Here is a 13,751-nt window from a genome sequence, read left to right as displayed (position 1 = left end):
AGGCGGTCCATCAGGGCCGGGGGGACGCATCCCCGGCCGGGAGCCGCTCCGTTCCGCCGCCGAAGGGCAGGAAGACGGTGCGGCCTGCGAGCAGCCAAGTGCCGTCGACCTTGCGGAAGATGTCCTCGTAGTGGCCGACGTTCACCGGGAGCCTGGGCTCGACCATCCCGCCCGAGTAGCCGTCGATCCGGTACGTCGTCAGGTACGAGACGGCCCGCGCCGTCCCCTCGGACTCCACCGTGACCAGGATGTTCGTCATCAGACGACGCGACAGCCGGTCCGCGGGGCGCGAGGCGAAGTACCCCCGCAGGGCCTCACGCCCCTCGACGCGCCGGTCCCCGAAAGGCCAGCGCCACACACCGTCGGGCGTGAACAGCTCGGCCACCGACACCGGGTCGCCGAGGTCGAGGCGGTGGATGAACTCCACGATGATGCGCTCGCAGGCGCGCTCCGCGAGCATCCGCTCGACCGGTGACATGATCTCGTCGTCCATGCCCCCTTCTACCAGCCCCAACAGGCCCCGGGGCAACGGCTTTTCGCCCACCAGCACCGCTGGGCACGCTCCTGGCCCAGCAGCGTCTGCGCGGCGGCCGCCGCCACGACCGGGAACGCAGTCCGCAGATGACGCCGGGGCCGCTGCCAGGGCAGAATCCGCGGCATGCACACGAACGACTACCTCACCCACCTGCAGCGGGAGGGTGAACTGCTCGCGGACGCCGCCGCAAAGGCGGGCGAGCACACCTCCGTTCCGACCTGTCCGGGGTGGACGACCGGGGACCTGGTCCGGCACACCGGCACCGTCCACCGCTGGGCGGCCCGCATCGTGGCCGAGCGGCTGGCGGGGCCCGTACCGGAGGATCCGATGCCGGAGGAGCCGACCGGCGCGGCGCTGCCGCCCTGGTTCCTCGACGGGCACGCCCGCCTGATCGCTACGCTGCGGGCGGCCGGCCAGGGGACGGACTGCTGGACCGTTCTGCCCGCGGCGTCGCCGTTGGCATTCTGGGCTCGGCGGCAGGCGCATGAGACGGCGGTGCACCGGGTGGACGCCGAGTCGGCGCGCGGCGGGGAGCTCTCGACACTGGACCCGGTCTTCGCGGCCGACGGCATCGACGAGTTGCTGACCGGATTCCACGCCCGCCCGCGCAGCCGCGTGCGCGCCGAGCACCCGCGCACCCTGCGTGTGCGGCCGACCGACGCGGACGCGGCATGGACCGTACGGCTCTCGGCCGACGCGGCCCCGCGCACCGAGCGGTCCGCGGACGGCCCGGCCGACTGCGAGCTGACCGGCCGAGCGCAGGACCTCTACCTCATGCTGTGGAATCGGCTGCCCCTCGACGCGGCGACCCTCACCGGCGACGCCGCCCTCGCCGCACTGTGGCGGGAGACCTCCGCGGTCACCTGACGCCCGCGCCCACTCGAGCGCAGCACAGCGGCACCCGTTCAGGCTCACGCCGGCGTGACGTGCATCCCGCCCTCGGCCAGGACATCGAGGACCTCGGCAAACAGGTCGCAGGGCGGGCCGTCCGGTGTCAGGGACGTCGGCATCCCCGTTCCCGGACGAGATCCGGCCAGGCACCCGATCCCGGGGGTGGCCCGCGTCGGCAACGGCTGCTCGGCGCCGTCCTCCGTGTCGGCGGGACCGACCCTCATGTCACGGGTGTGGCTTTTCCATCCGAGCGGCCTCCGCCGCCATTTCGTGGAGTCGCGGGACGCTCCACTCCGGCAGGACGAGGTCCATGCGCAGGCCCTGGACTTCGATCCGCGCGACGACAGAGTCCCTGCTGTGCGCCGTTCCGCCTTCTGCCGCCGGCTCGCCGACGTGCAGCACGCGTACCGCACCGGGAGGCAGCAGCTGCTCCTCCGCCCCGCTCCCGAAGTGCGGCTGGAAGACCAACTGCGCTTCCCGCTCGATGAGCCGGCCGCGCCGCCACCGGGACCAGCTCTCGTCCGAGTACCGCAGCGAGCAGGGAACGGCGAACGGTGCGCCCTCCTCGATCCGCTCCCGTAACCGGCGTGCCTGCCGGTCATTCATACGCTCGGCCATCGCCGCACCCAAGCGGCCTCCCATGGCATCGAGCACGAGGTTCAGCACACCCGAACCCTACGACGTCCGAGGGAAAGCGGTATCGGTGGAGCGACGCCATACGACACAGCCCGGGGCTCACACGATGCAGCCGTGGGAAGCATCGCGGCCACCGACGCCGTGGGAGACGCCGGTAGGGTGGCTTGTTGTGGACGCGGGGGCAGGAAACGAGATGGTTGCGGTCCCGTCGGGAACGGTGATGCTGTCGGACCGGCGGACGCGGAACAGCTGGCCCGTCGAGGTCGCGCCGTTTCAGATGTCGGCGTTCCCGGTCATGCAGTCCTGGTACGCACGAGTCACGGGCCGACAGCCGAGCAGCGCCAGGGGCGAGCGGCTACCGGTCGAGGGTGTTTCTTGGTGGGACGCGGTCCAGTTCTGTAACGCCTTGTCCCGGCGGGAGGGGCTGACACCCGCGTATCACCTGCGCTTCGACGCCGAGACGGCCGAGTGGGACACCTGTGCGGACGGGTACCGGTTGCCGACTGAGGCCGAATGGGAGCACGCCTGCCGTGCGGGCACTACTGGCCCGCGGTACGGCCTGCTCGACGAGGTCGCCTGGTACCAGGGCAATTCCGATGGGCGGATCCACTCTGTCGGTGGCAAGCAGCCCAACGCATGGGGCCTGTACGACATGCTGGGCAACGTGTGGGACTGGTGCTGGGACGTCTACGACGCCGAGGTGTACGGGGTCTACCGGGTGCTCCGTGGCGGTGGATGGGCCGACGAGCACTGGAGCTGCCGGGCGTCGGTGCGGCGGCGCAGCCATCCCACCTTCCGGATCGACGACGTGGGATTTCGCATCGTGCGCTCCGCACCACTGCCTCAGCCGTAACACCCCACCCCCCCCGCCCGGACCAGCAGAACCGCCCGGGTGGCAGGCCGCTGTGCGCCGGCGGGACGGCCGTCGCCGTCGTTGTCAACGGCGCTGGTCGGAGCCCCTGTAGTCCGCCACGGCTTCGTGCACACTGCCGTAGAGGACGAACGCCGTTGGCCCCCGTGAGCGTGAGCAGGCGGCCGATCTGGACCGGCGGGGCCGCCAGTGCCAGCCATCCTCCGGCTTCCCCGACCCTCCGCCGCAGGCGCAGCAGGGCGTTGAAGCCGGTGGAGTCGCAGAACGTGACACCCGACAGGTCCACGATGAGATCGGGGTGGTCGCCGAGCAGCCCCGTGACGCTCAGGTACGCCTCGGCGGCGCTCGTGAGGTCCAGCTCCCCGGCCATCGCCGCCACCGCGAGACGGCCATGCTGTTCCGCGACGGTCACCGTGAAATCGTCGTCCACAGCCGGCGCTCCCTTCACACTGCCCTGGAGGAGGCGTGCTGCCGGTGGACAGCACCGCAGCACCGGCCGGAGCACCCTGCGCGAGGTCGGAAGGCGAGGCCGTACACGATCGCCTACCCGGAACCAGCCGCCTCAGCCTTGACGGGCGCGGCCCGAGGCCGCAGTTGGGGCGGCGAGCGGGCAGGCCGGGGCGCAGATCGTCCGGCAGGGCCGTTTCGCCGATGACTTCTCCGTCCTTGAACGGTCTACCCAGCAACACGACCGTTCGTGACAGGAGTGCGATGTCCACCATCCAGCCAGTGATCATCACCGCCGACCATGACGTCCTGCTCGGCTTCTACACGAAATTGTTCGGCGCCGAAGAGATCTTCCGGGTACCGGAGGAAGGCCCGGCCTTCTACGTCGGCCTGCGCATCGGCGACACCGACCTCGGGCTGGTGGCCAGGACGGACCTGGGGACCGGGGCGGCACCGCGGATCCTGCTCAGTATCGGTGTCGACGACGTCGAGGAGACGCTCGGCCGGGTGACAGCACTGGGCGGCTCGGTCAGCGGCGGCCCCAACGACATGCCGTGGGGTCAGCGCGTCGCCCACATCCAGGACCCCGACGGCAACCCGGTGAACCTCACCCAGCCGATTCCCGGAGATTGACGCTGCTGCCGCGCTAACAGGGGTCCTCCGGCTGGGCCTTGTGGGTGAGACGGGCCAGGAGCGGCGGGGAGAACCAGCCGGGCTGCGCGCCGCTCATCCATGTGTCCACCGAGGGCGCCGGGGGGTGGCGCACTCCGCCGAGTGCGTAGAGGGCGACGGCGACGACGGCGCCCGCGACGGACAGGGCGAAGCAGATCCACAGGGCCGTCCTCGTGCCCGAGTCGATGTTGCTCCCGACGTTGGCCGCGACGTACAGCAGGATCGGGGCGACCATGAAAGCCGCCACCGCCCGGACCAGTTCGATGATCGCGAACACCCGCTGCACGTTCCTGGAGCGCAGCGAGAAGCCGGCGATGAACAGCGCCGGCACGACGGAGGCGCCGACACCGACGCCGACAAGACCCGAACCCACCGAGGTGAGCGCGGCCGACGGCGGGGCGGTGCCGTTCATGAGCAGGATGCCGGCGCAGAGGAAGACCAGGCCGACCAGGACGAAGTAGTGCAGTGCCCGGGTGTGGAAGACCTTCGCGAAGACGAAAGCGGTGAGCACCGCACCGCCGAACTCCGGGAGGTAGAGCAGCCCCAGGTTCATGGGGGCCATCCGGTCCGCGAGCGAGGTCTGGGTCAGCGAGATCGCCGACACCGACGCGGCCGCCGCGCAGACGGCGGCGACGATGCCGGCCACCGGGAGCGTGCTGACCAGGCTCCTTACGCACAGCAGCGGATTCCTGGCCGTGTACTCGTGGACGAAAAGCAGGATGAGCAGCAGCAGCCCGCCGAACAGCGGGCCCCACGTGGCGGGGTCGAGGAAGCGGTGGGTGAGCAGCCACGAGGCGCCGAAGAACGCGGCCGCGCATCCGACGGTGGCCAGGCCCAGCGCGATGAAGTCGATGGGGGTGCCGGGGTTGGCCGGCGGGGTGTCGCGGAAGGTCAGGAGGGACAGTACGAGCGCCGCCACGGCGATTCCCGCGATGATCCAGAACAGCGGGCGCCAGCCGTGGGAGGAGGCCTGGGCGCCGCCGACGACAGGCCCGAGCGCGACCGCGCCGAAGATGCACACGTTGAGGATCACGACGGTCTCGCGCAGCCTGGCCGCGGGATAGTCGATGATCAGCGGTGGTACCGCGGCGATGAGCAGCAGGCTGGTGCACAGTCCCTGCAGGACGTGCCCGACGATGAACATCGCCGGGTCGACCGCCGCCGCGGTGAGCACCGAGCCGATCACGAGCAGAACGCCGTAGACGATCAGCATCCGCCGCTGCGGCAGGTGCTGGGCGAACTGCACCGCCAGGACCGTGCCCACCGCGTAGCCGGCGTTGGCCATGCCCGACGTCACGTTCATCGCCTGCAGGCTCATGCCGAGCTCCCGGGCGATGAGCGGCGTGAGGGGCCCCAGCGCGGCGGACAGCGCCAGGTACGGCACCAGGGCGAAGACGACCATCGCCGCCACCACCGGATAGCGGCCGGCCAGCGGACCTCGTGCCATCCGTCGACTTCTCCTTGTTCGGGCTGAACACCGCGGGGTACACGGCGTGCGTGTGATCCCCATGGTGGTCCGCCGGCTGCCCTCTTCGGCCGAACGCAGCCGTACGTGTCACCCGATCGGAGCGCACGCCCGTCCGGCCCACCGCGCCGGCGGAAGCGTCACCGTCCCGCCGAGGGCGAACAGCGCGGCGGGCACCGCCGAGCCGACCCGGCCGGTGGCGCCGAGGATTTAGCGGGCCGGCCGCAAGGATTTCGTGGATCGGCGGCGAGGCGATCGAGGCTCGGGATGGGAGCGCTCCCATTTTCATGAAATTGCGTTCCCCGCAAGGGATGACGCACCTCCGTCCCGCTGGCTAGGCTCAGCCAGAATGCGCGGGAGCGCTCCCACAACTCCCGCCGCATTCAGCCCTCATCACCGAGGGCACTCTCCCCCCACGAGAGCACGGAGGACGACTGTGACACCCCCCGACCGCACCCCGCCTCCCACCGGGGCGGCCGCGCCCCCCGCGCGCGGGTCGCGACTGCGCAAGGCCATGGCGCTCGGCCTGGCCACAGGCCTCGCCGCCGCCGGTATCGCGCTGAGCACCCAGATCACCGCGGGCGCCGCGGTGCAGGGCAGCCTCCCCACCGGCACCCAGCTCTTCAAGGACCCCAACTCCCAGGTCGCCCGCTGGGTCGCCGCCAATCCCGGAGACTCCCGCCAGCCGGTCATCTCCCGGCGGATCGCCTCCCAGCCGCAGGCGATCTGGTTCTCCAACTACAGCCCCTCCACCGTCACCAACGACGTCAGGACGGTCACCTCGGCCGCGGCCACCGCGGGACAGGTGCCGGTACTGGCCGTGTACGAGATCCCCAACCGTGACTGCGGCGGCGCCTCCGCCGGTGGTGCGCCGGACCTGGCCTCGTACGACGCCTGGGTGCGCAGCTTCGCCGCGGGGCTGGGCAGCGGCCAGTCGATCATCATCCTGGAGCCCGACTCCATCGCACTGACGACCTGCCTGTCCGGGCAGCAGCAGGCCGACCGGTTCGCCTCGCTCTCCCGGGCGGGCGCCGCCATCCACGCGGCCTCGCCCAACGCCAAGGTCTACCTGGACGGCGGCCACTCGGCCTGGAACAGCGCCTCGGAACAGGCCAACAGGCTGCGCAGTGCCGGCATCCTGACCAACGCCGACGGCCTCTTCACCAACGTCTCCAACTTCAACACCACGTCGAACGAGGTCAACTTCGCCAAGAACGTGCTGGGCGCGCTGGGCAACCCGGCCAACCTGCACGCTGTGGTGGACACCAGCCGCAACGGCAACGGTCCGGCCGGCGGCGGGGCGTGGTGCGATCCGTCCGGCCGGGCGATCGGCGCCTACCCCACCACCAACACCGGCGACCCGGCGATCGACGCCTTCCTCTGGGTGAAGCCGCCCGGTGAGGCGGACGGCTGCGCCGGCGCCGCGGGTACCTTCCTGCCGGACGTGGCCTACGCGCTGGCCTCCGCCGGAGCGTCGGACCCGACCACCCCGCCCACGACCCCGCCGACCACCCCGCCCACGACTCCTCCGACCACCCCGCCGACGACTCCTCCCACGACGCCGCCCACGACACCTCCCACGACCCCGCCCACCAGCACTCCGCCCGCCGTCGCGGCCTGCTCCGTCAGCTACAAGGTCGCCAGCGCCTGGACGGGCGGCTTCACCGCGGACGTGACCCTGCGCAACACCGGCAGCAGCGCCGTCAACGGCTGGTCGCTCAAGTGGACGTTCCCGGCCGACCAGCAGATCACCAGCGCCTGGAACGCCAAGACCACCCAGTCCGGCGCGACCGTGACGGCCACCGACCTGGGCTACAACGGGACCGTCCCGGCGGGCGGCTCCACCGGCTTCGGGTTCCAGGGGACGGGCACCGGAACCTCCTCGCCCACCGCCTTCACCCTCAACGGTGCCGTCTGCACCGTGTCCTGACGCACTGCCCGCTCCACGCGGCGGCCGGCCCGGATCCGTCCGGGCCGGCGCGCTGCACACCCACGGCGAGCACGCCGCCCGCCGCCTCGGCCGCCGAGCAGCCCGATTTTCCTGCCGCACCCCCGTCGGCCGGGGCAACCGGCTTGTTCGGCTGCTCCAGGCAGAGCAATTCTGCAAGGAAGTGGTGCGCTCCAGGGAAGTACCAAGGCATGAGCCGACTGGCGGGGATGATCAAAGATCGGGTGAGTGAGTGGCGGCAGGAGCGGCGCTCTTGGGAACTCAGAGAAGAGGGTCACGCGAATGTGAGCAAGTTCCGGGCACTCGTGGAGGCGAGAGAGAAAATCCCCTCTCTCGACGAAGACGCCCGAGAAATGTTGAAAGCAGCTGAAGTGGAGCTGGCGTCGGCCGATCAGTTGCTCGATTTCGGTGATCACCGCAGGGCGTCCCTGGGGTCGCATGTGACTGCTGCTCAGATTCATGTCAATGCCGCCAGGCTGTTCTGGGTGAAATCATTTTTCGCGACCCCGGAGAAAATTTCCCCCTATCTTCCGAGTCTGCAAGAGGTCGTCAGAGAGCACCTTCCTGCCCGTGATGGGCGCAGGAAGTCCGTCGAGGGAATCGACGTCGTTTCGACTCCGGATCAGCTGGTCAAGCTCACGGAGGCGGTGGAAGCCGCCAACTCGGTCGCCCTTCACGAGAAGCTGCGTGCTGCCAGCTTCGTACGCCTCGTTTGGCGGGTGGCCGGTTCCCTGTTCTTCCTTGCGGTCGCGGTCGCCGTACTCACCGCTCACTGGTCGAACGTGGTACCTCTCTGCTTCAACCCCGCCAAGTCGGTCGGCATGGTCCAGGCGCTCCCGAACCCCAAATCACCTGTCGTCGACTACACGGTGGTCTGTCCGACGGGAAGTGACGAATTTCCCCGTACCCGGGACCTTGACGACAATTTCGCGGCTGTCGCATCCTGGGGCGATTACCTCGTGGTCGAAGTGGTCGGACTTGTGGCCGCCGGGCTCGCCGCAGCCGCATCTCTGCGGAATATCAGAGGAACGGCTACTCCGTTCCGGCTGCCCGTGGCCTTGGCCATGCTGAAACTGCCGGCCGGTGCGCTCACCGCGGTGCTGGGGATCCTCCTCATGCGAGGTGCGTTCGTGCCGGGACTCAGCGCGCTGGACTCCTCGGCGCAAATCATCGCCTGGGCCGTCATTTTCGGTTACTCGCAGGAGCTGTTCACCAAGTTCGTGGACAGGCGGGGCCAGATGGTGCTGGACGCGGTGCGTGGCCCCACCAGCCCGCCGCTGGTGAACTCCGGTTCCGGAGGCACTCGCCCGGCAGCCGGCGGAGCCGGTACCTGACGCCCCGGATGTCACATCCTCGGGGCCGGGAGCACTCCTGGTCGCAGTGGGTCTCGACCAGCGAGACCGTGGACAGAGAGTCGGAGCGCACATGAACCTCACCATTTTCGCCGCGACAGGCGGCGTCGGCAGGAACCTGCTCGCGCAGGCCCTCGCGGCCGGCCACGAGGTGACCGCCGTGGTCCGCGACCCCGGCAAGCTCGGGGAGCGGGCAGGTCCGAAGGTCCGCGTCGTCACCGCCGACCTGTCATCGCCCGACCCGGACGCGCTGCGGACCGCCGTCGACGGCGCCGACGCCGTACTGTCCGGCTTCGGCCCGCACGGGCAGGCGGACGCCGGGCACACCGGATCCGGTACCCGGGCGATCGTGGCGGCGATGCGGGCGACCGGGGTGCGGCGGATCGTCGCCGTCAGCGCGGCGCCCGTCTCGACGACCCCCTCTCCCGGCCGCCCGCGCCCGCCCCGGCACGACCCGGGTGACAGCGCGGCGATGCGCTACGTCGCCGCCCCGCTCGGCCGCCTCTTCCTCGGCAAGGTCTTCGCGGACCTCGCGGTCATGGAGGACGTCCTGCGTGCCAGCGGACTCGACTGGACGGTGGTCCGCCCGCCCCGCCTCACGGACAAACCCCTGACCGCCGGCTACCGCACCGCCGTCGACCGCAATCTCAAGGGCGGTTCCACCGTGCCGCGCGCCGACGTCGCCCACCTGATGCTCCACTGCCTCACCGACCCCGCGACCGTCCACCACGCCCTCGGCATCGCCACCTGAGCGACTGAGCGACTGAGCGGCGGCCCGCCCGGCACTCGGCGGCGACCGAGGGCTGACGCCCCGGCAGCAAAGAACGCGACAGGCGGGTCATGTTGCCCGCAAAACGGGTTTTTCGAGGTCAACAGCCCTTGCGCGTCGGGGTGTTGGGCGGGTCGACGTGCAGATCCGCCCGCGGCCGGGCCTATGATGGGCCGCGAGAATACCGGTGGTTACCGGGGGTCGGCCCCGGGTCCGAGTGGCGACGGGTTGTGGACATGGCAGACGGGACAGCGCTCGACGACTCCGAGTCGGAGTCGGCAGCAGACATACAGGCCAGCATCCGTACCGACATTCCGCACAGCGCACGGATGTACGACTACTACCTCGGCGGGCGCACCAACTACCGCCCCGACCGCGAGGCCGCGGACGAGGTCGCGACGGTCTTCCCGAGCGTCTTCCACACCGCGCTCGAGAACCGCGACTTCATGCACCGCGCCACCCGCGTGCTGGCCCGCTCGTACGGCATCCGCCAGTGGCTGGACATCGGTACCGGGATCCCCACCTCGCCGAACCTGCACGAGGTGGCCCAGTCCGTCGCCGCGGACGCCCGCGTCGTCTACGTCGACTACGACCCCATCGTGCTGAACTACGCCCGCGCCCTGCTGCGCAGCACCCCGACCGGGCGCACCGCGTACGTACAGGCCGACGCGACCGACCCCGACTCGATCCTGGCCGACCAGACGCTGGCAGCCACCCTCGACCTGTCGCGCCCGGTGGCGCTCAGCCTCAACGCGCTGCTGCACTTCATCCCCGACGACCGCGACCCGTACGGCATCGTCGACCGCCTGATGTCGGAACTGCCGTCGGGCTCCGCACTGGCGATCAGCCACTGCACCCCGGACTTCGACCCCGAGTCGTGGGCGGAGGTGGTGAGCGTCTACCGCAACTCCGGCACCCCCGCGCAGGTCCGCACCCGCAAGGAGGTCGAGCGCTTCTTCGAGGGCTACGACCTGATCGAGCCGGGTATCTCCGTCGGCCACCGCTGGCGCCCTGAGGAGACCGCGCGCACCGAACTCCCGAGAGTGTCGGACGCCGACGTGAGCCTGTGGGTGGGCGTCGCCATCAAGCCGTAGCCTTTCCGCGGAGGGGGCCGTCGCGGCACCCTCCGCGGAAAGGGGGCACCTCCATGCCACGAGCAGTCGTGCACGTTGCCGACGGCGGCAGCGCCGACGCACCCGTCCGAGGGCGGGTGGCGGCATGAGCCGGATCCTGGTGACCGGTTCCGCGGACGGCCTGGGACGCCTCGCGGCGGACGCACTGCTGTCCGCGGGACACGGCGTCGTGGTGCACGCCAGGAACCCGGAGCGCGCGGCGGCCCTCGGCCCGCTGGTCGACCGCGGCGCGGACATCGTCGTGGGCGACCTCGTCGAACGCGACGCCGTTCGCGGCATCGCCGCGGATCTGAACGGCCGCGAGCCGCTCGACGCGGTCATCCACAACGCCGGGGTGTGGCGGGGCAACGCGGTCATGCCCGTCAACATCATCGCGCCCTACCTGCTCACGGCCCTGCTGCGCGCCCCGCGCCGCCTGGTGTACGTGACCAGCGGCTCGCACTACGACGGGCAGCCCTCGCTCGCCCGGGTCGACTGGCTGGGCGGGCGCTCCGGCTCGTACGCCGACAGCAAGCTGTTCGTCACCGCGCTCGCGGCCGCGATGGGCCGCCTGCGCCCCGGGGTGCTGAGCAACGCCGTGGACCCGGGCTGGGTACCGACGAAGATGGGCGGCCCGTACGCGAGCGACGACCTCGAAATGGGGCACAGGACCCAGGAGTGGCTCGCTTCCAGCGACGACCCCGAGGCCCTGACCAGCGGCGGCTACTGGTACCACCAGCGGCGGGCCGAGCCGCACCCGGCCGTCCACGACACGGCGTTCCAGGACTCCCTGCTCAAGGCGCTGGCCGAGGAGACCGGCACCCCCCTCGACTGAGCCGCGCCGAGGGCCGGGCCGTGTGACGCCGGGTCACCGCGCCGACGGCAGCAGAGCGGCGACCGCCGCCCGGATCGGCGCGAGGTCCACGTCGGCGGCGATCGTCTCCTTCTCCGGCCGCTGGGTGAGCAGCTCCTCCGTGCCGAAGAGCGCCCGCAGGAAGCGCGGGTGCAGGGTGCGCCCGATCAGCTCGTGGGCGATCCGGGCACAGTCCGCGGGCGGCAGCCCGAGCCGCCGGCCGAGATGGTCCGCGAGCCGCTGGTGAGCGGAGTGGAAGATCGCGTCGTAGTAGCGGGCCGACGCCTCCGGCAGCCGTTCCGCCTCGGCGATCCCGAGGCGGCACATGCGCAGGGTCGGCTCCCACAGCAGCATCTGCAGGAAGCGTCCGCAGTAGAGCACGACGGCCTCGGCGTCGTCGCCGGCGTACTCGCCGGGCGTGCGCAGCCGGTCGAGGTACAGCTCGCGGACCAGGTCGACGACGGCCAGGAAGAGCTTGTCCTTGCTCTCGAAGTGCGCGTAGAGCGTCCGCTTCGAGGTCGCCGCGCGCGCGGCCAGCGTGTCCATCGAGGCGCGCTCGAAGCCGGTCTCCAGGAAGACGTCCTTCGCGGTGAACAGGATGTGCTCCCGCAGTTCCTCGCCCCGCCTCGCCATACGTCGGCCTCTCTCGTGCAGCGAAGTAAACGGTACGGTAGAGTTTACTTCTGTTCGGCTGTTGAGCTCGTGGAGCTTGCCGGGCCAGTGGAGCCTGTCGAGCTTCGGTCAGGAGAGACCCGTGATCGTCGTCACCACACCCACCGGAAGTATCGGCCACCAGACCCTCGCACGCGTCATCGACGCCGGTGCCCCGGTCCGGGTCATCGCCCGAGACCCGTCCCGGCTGACCCCCGAGGTCCGCGAACGGACAGAAGTGGTCAAGGGGTCGATGGACGACCCCGGCGCCGTCGCCGAGGCCTGCACCGGCGCCGACGCCGTGCTGTGGGTGCTGCCGCCCGACCCGCGCGCCACCAGCGTGCACGGCCACGTCATCGACTTCACCCGGCCGCTGTGCGACGCCGTCATCGCCCAGGGCGTGCAGCGCGTCGTCGGCGTCTCCAGCCTGGGCCGGGGCACGGCCAGGAAGGCCGGGCAGATCTCCGCGGTCTTCGCGATGGACCACCTGATCGAGAGCACCGGCGTGCACTACCGCTCCCTCGGCATGCCCGGCTTCATGGAGAACATCCTCTGGCAGCTCCAACCCCTCACCCGCCAGGGCATGTTCTTCGGCCTGCTGCCCGGCGACCGCAAAGGCCCCGCCTGCGCCACCCGCGACATCGCCGCCACCGCGGCCGGCCTGCTCCTCGACGACACCTGGACCGGCCAGGACGACATCGCGCTCCCCGGCCCCGAGGACCTTTCCCCCGACGACATGGCCGCCGTCATGAGCGAGGTGCTCGGCCGCCCCGTCACCTACCGCCAGGTCCCCGCCGACGCCTACCGCGCGGACCTGATCAGCCACGGCATGAGCGAGCCGTGGGCGCAGGGCCTCGTCGACATGGCCGCCGCGGTCGGCGCCGGCATCTACGGGACCGGCCGGTACCCGTCGCGAACCGCCTCCCCGACCACCTTCCGGCAGTGGTGCGAGGACGTCCTGCGGCCGGCCGCGGCCGCCGCGTAACCGCGGGAAAACCGGTCGAGGCCGCAGGCGGGGGAGAGGTAGCTTCGGCCCATGGACGCCCTGACCGACGCCGAGATCCGCGCCAGCTTCGTCAACTGCAGCAAGGGAGAGGCCAAGCGGATCAGCCTGCCCCGCGACCTGCCGGAGATGCCGTGGGCCGACCTGGACTTCGTCGGCTGGCGCGACCCCGGGGCGCCGGACCGCGCCTACCTGGTCAGCCCGGCCCCCGGCGGCGACCCGGTCGGCCTGACGCTGCGGGTCGCCCCCGGCGCCCGGCGCAACCTGCTCCGCAGCAGCCTGTGCGGTCTCTGCCTGACCGGCCACGGCGGTGGCGGCGTCGACCTGCTCGCCGCCCCGCTGGCCGGCCCGGCGGGCCGCCAGGGCAACACCGTCGCCCTGTACATGTGCGCCGACCTCGCCTGCTCCCTCTACATCCGCGGCAAGAAGACCACCCCGCTGGTCCGCCGCATGGAGGAGACCCTCACGCTGGACGAGCGCGTCGCCCGCACCCGGCGCAACCTCGACGCCTTCCTCGGCAAGGTCACCGCCTCCGCCGCCTGACGC

15 protein-coding genes and 1 pseudogene are annotated in these 13,751 nt (G+C 71.2%); 10 read left to right on the top strand and 6 right to left on the bottom strand.

Annotation, left to right across the window (positions count from 1 at the left end; genetic code table 11):
- Positions 1-10: 10 nt before the first annotated feature.
- Positions 11-493 (bottom strand): nuclear transport factor 2 family protein, encoded by a 483-nt coding sequence (locus NFU81_RS14325; RefSeq protein ID WP_251489575.1) that lies wholly within the window; start codon positions 491-493, stop codon positions 11-13.
- A 165-nt stretch (positions 494-658) separates the two neighbouring features.
- Here NFU81_RS14325 and NFU81_RS14320 point away from each other — a divergent pair, with 165 nt between their 5' ends.
- A complete protein-coding gene (locus NFU81_RS14320; RefSeq protein WP_251489574.1) occupies positions 659-1,402 on the top strand; it encodes a maleylpyruvate isomerase family mycothiol-dependent enzyme in 744 nt (247 codons plus the stop codon).
- A 44-nt stretch (positions 1,403-1,446) separates the two neighbouring features.
- Here the strand turns inward: NFU81_RS14320 and NFU81_RS14315 are convergent, their stop codons facing one another.
- Together NFU81_RS14315 and NFU81_RS14310 are read right to left on the bottom strand one after the other, a co-directional pair.
- Entirely contained in the window at positions 1,447-1,650 is a 204-nt protein-coding gene (locus tag NFU81_RS14315) for a hypothetical protein (RefSeq protein ID WP_251489573.1), read from the bottom strand.
- Position 1,651: 1 nt separating this feature from the next.
- Positions 1,652-2,092, bottom strand: a complete 441-nt coding sequence (locus NFU81_RS14310) for a hypothetical protein (RefSeq protein ID WP_251489572.1) — start codon at positions 2,090-2,092, stop codon at positions 1,652-1,654.
- Between the two features lie 139 nt (positions 2,093-2,231).
- On the opposite strand from NFU81_RS14310, the gene NFU81_RS14305 reads away from it, so the two are divergent.
- Entirely contained in the window at positions 2,232-2,915 is a 684-nt protein-coding gene (locus NFU81_RS14305; RefSeq protein WP_251489571.1) for a formylglycine-generating enzyme family protein, read from the top strand.
- A 166-nt stretch (positions 2,916-3,081) separates the two neighbouring features.
- Here the strand turns inward: NFU81_RS14305 and NFU81_RS14300 are convergent.
- Positions 3,082-3,345, bottom strand: a pseudogene (locus NFU81_RS14300) (STAS domain-containing protein); the annotation flags it as partial.
- Between the two features lie 299 nt (positions 3,346-3,644).
- Here NFU81_RS14300 and NFU81_RS14295 point away from each other — a divergent pair.
- Positions 3,645-4,013: a VOC family protein gene (locus tag NFU81_RS14295; protein ID WP_251489570.1), complete on the top strand. Its 369-nt coding sequence runs from the start codon at positions 3,645-3,647 to the stop codon at positions 4,011-4,013.
- Between the two features lie 13 nt (positions 4,014-4,026).
- Here the strand turns inward: NFU81_RS14295 and NFU81_RS14290 are convergent, their stop codons facing one another.
- Positions 4,027-5,499, bottom strand: a complete 1,473-nt coding sequence (locus NFU81_RS14290) for an MFS transporter (RefSeq protein WP_251489569.1) — start codon at positions 5,497-5,499, stop codon at positions 4,027-4,029.
- 454 nt (positions 5,500-5,953) lie between these two features.
- On the opposite strand from NFU81_RS14290, the gene NFU81_RS14285 reads away from it, so the two are divergent.
- The 5 genes from NFU81_RS14285 (at position 5,954) to NFU81_RS14265 (ending at position 11,533) form a co-directional block, all read left to right on the top strand.
- A complete protein-coding gene (locus tag NFU81_RS14285; RefSeq protein WP_251489568.1) occupies positions 5,954-7,447 on the top strand; it encodes a glycoside hydrolase family 6 protein in 1,494 nt (497 codons plus the stop codon).
- A gap of 209 nt (positions 7,448-7,656) precedes the next feature.
- Positions 7,657-8,799 carry a hypothetical protein gene (locus NFU81_RS14280; protein WP_251489567.1) on the top strand — a complete coding sequence of 381 codons (1,143 nt, stop codon included), beginning with the start codon at positions 7,657-7,659 and terminating at the stop codon, positions 8,797-8,799.
- 91 nt (positions 8,800-8,890) lie between these two features.
- Positions 8,891-9,568, top strand: coding sequence for an NAD(P)-dependent oxidoreductase (locus tag NFU81_RS14275; RefSeq protein ID WP_251489566.1), 678 nt, complete (start codon positions 8,891-8,893; stop codon positions 9,566-9,568).
- A gap of 254 nt (positions 9,569-9,822) precedes the next feature.
- On the top strand, positions 9,823-10,680 hold the full coding sequence (locus NFU81_RS14270; protein ID WP_274038146.1) for an SAM-dependent methyltransferase: 858 nt from the start codon (positions 9,823-9,825) through the stop codon (positions 10,678-10,680).
- A 124-nt stretch (positions 10,681-10,804) separates the two neighbouring features.
- On the top strand, positions 10,805-11,533 hold the full coding sequence (locus NFU81_RS14265) for an SDR family NAD(P)-dependent oxidoreductase (protein ID WP_251489565.1): 729 nt from the start codon (positions 10,805-10,807) through the stop codon (positions 11,531-11,533).
- Positions 11,534-11,566: 33 nt separating this feature from the next.
- Here the strand turns inward: NFU81_RS14265 and NFU81_RS14260 are convergent, their stop codons facing one another.
- Complete coding sequence (locus NFU81_RS14260) at positions 11,567-12,184, bottom strand: TetR/AcrR family transcriptional regulator (protein ID WP_251489564.1); 618 nt, start codon at positions 12,182-12,184, stop codon at positions 11,567-11,569.
- Between the two features lie 121 nt (positions 12,185-12,305).
- Here NFU81_RS14260 and NFU81_RS14255 point away from each other — a divergent pair, with 121 nt between their 5' ends.
- On the top strand, positions 12,306-13,187 hold the full coding sequence (locus tag NFU81_RS14255; protein WP_251489563.1) for an NmrA family NAD(P)-binding protein: 882 nt from the start codon (positions 12,306-12,308) through the stop codon (positions 13,185-13,187).
- Positions 13,188-13,238: 51 nt separating this feature from the next.
- Entirely contained in the window at positions 13,239-13,748 is a 510-nt protein-coding gene (locus NFU81_RS14250; protein WP_251489562.1) for an FBP domain-containing protein, read from the top strand.
- The last annotated feature ends 3 nt before the right edge of the window (positions 13,749-13,751 follow it).

It is taken from the genome of Actinacidiphila cocklensis (genome assembly GCF_907177275.1).
GTDB classification, from domain to species: Bacteria; Actinomycetota; Actinomycetes; order Streptomycetales; family Streptomycetaceae; genus Actinacidiphila; species Actinacidiphila cocklensis.
This window is presented reverse-complemented; position numbering and strand designations above follow the sequence as displayed.

Coding starts and splice junctions, on each gene's coding strand:
- NFU81_RS14275 (WP_251489566.1), top strand. CDS start 8,891: ATGAACCTCACCATTTTCGCCGCGACAGGCGGCGTCGGCAGGAACCTG.
- NFU81_RS14320 (WP_251489574.1), top strand. CDS start 659: ATGCACACGAACGACTACCTCACCCACCTGCAGCGGGAGGGTGAACTG.
- NFU81_RS14265 (WP_251489565.1), top strand. CDS start 10,805: ATGAGCCGGATCCTGGTGACCGGTTCCGCGGACGGCCTGGGACGCCTC.
- NFU81_RS14280 (WP_251489567.1), top strand. CDS start 7,657: ATGAGCCGACTGGCGGGGATGATCAAAGATCGGGTGAGTGAGTGGCGG.
- NFU81_RS14290 (WP_251489569.1), bottom strand. CDS start 5,499: ATGGCACGAGGTCCGCTGGCCGGCCGCTATCCGGTGGTGGCGGCGATG.
- NFU81_RS14250 (WP_251489562.1), top strand. CDS start 13,239: ATGGACGCCCTGACCGACGCCGAGATCCGCGCCAGCTTCGTCAACTGC.
- NFU81_RS14325 (WP_251489575.1), bottom strand. CDS start 493: ATGGACGACGAGATCATGTCACCGGTCGAGCGGATGCTCGCGGAGCGC.
- NFU81_RS14315 (WP_251489573.1), bottom strand. CDS start 1,650: ATGAGGGTCGGTCCCGCCGACACGGAGGACGGCGCCGAGCAGCCGTTG.
- NFU81_RS14260 (WP_251489564.1), bottom strand. CDS start 12,184: ATGGCGAGGCGGGGCGAGGAACTGCGGGAGCACATCCTGTTCACCGCG.
- NFU81_RS14295 (WP_251489570.1), top strand. CDS start 3,645: ATGTCCACCATCCAGCCAGTGATCATCACCGCCGACCATGACGTCCTG.
- NFU81_RS14270 (WP_274038146.1), top strand. CDS start 9,823: ATGGCAGACGGGACAGCGCTCGACGACTCCGAGTCGGAGTCGGCAGCA.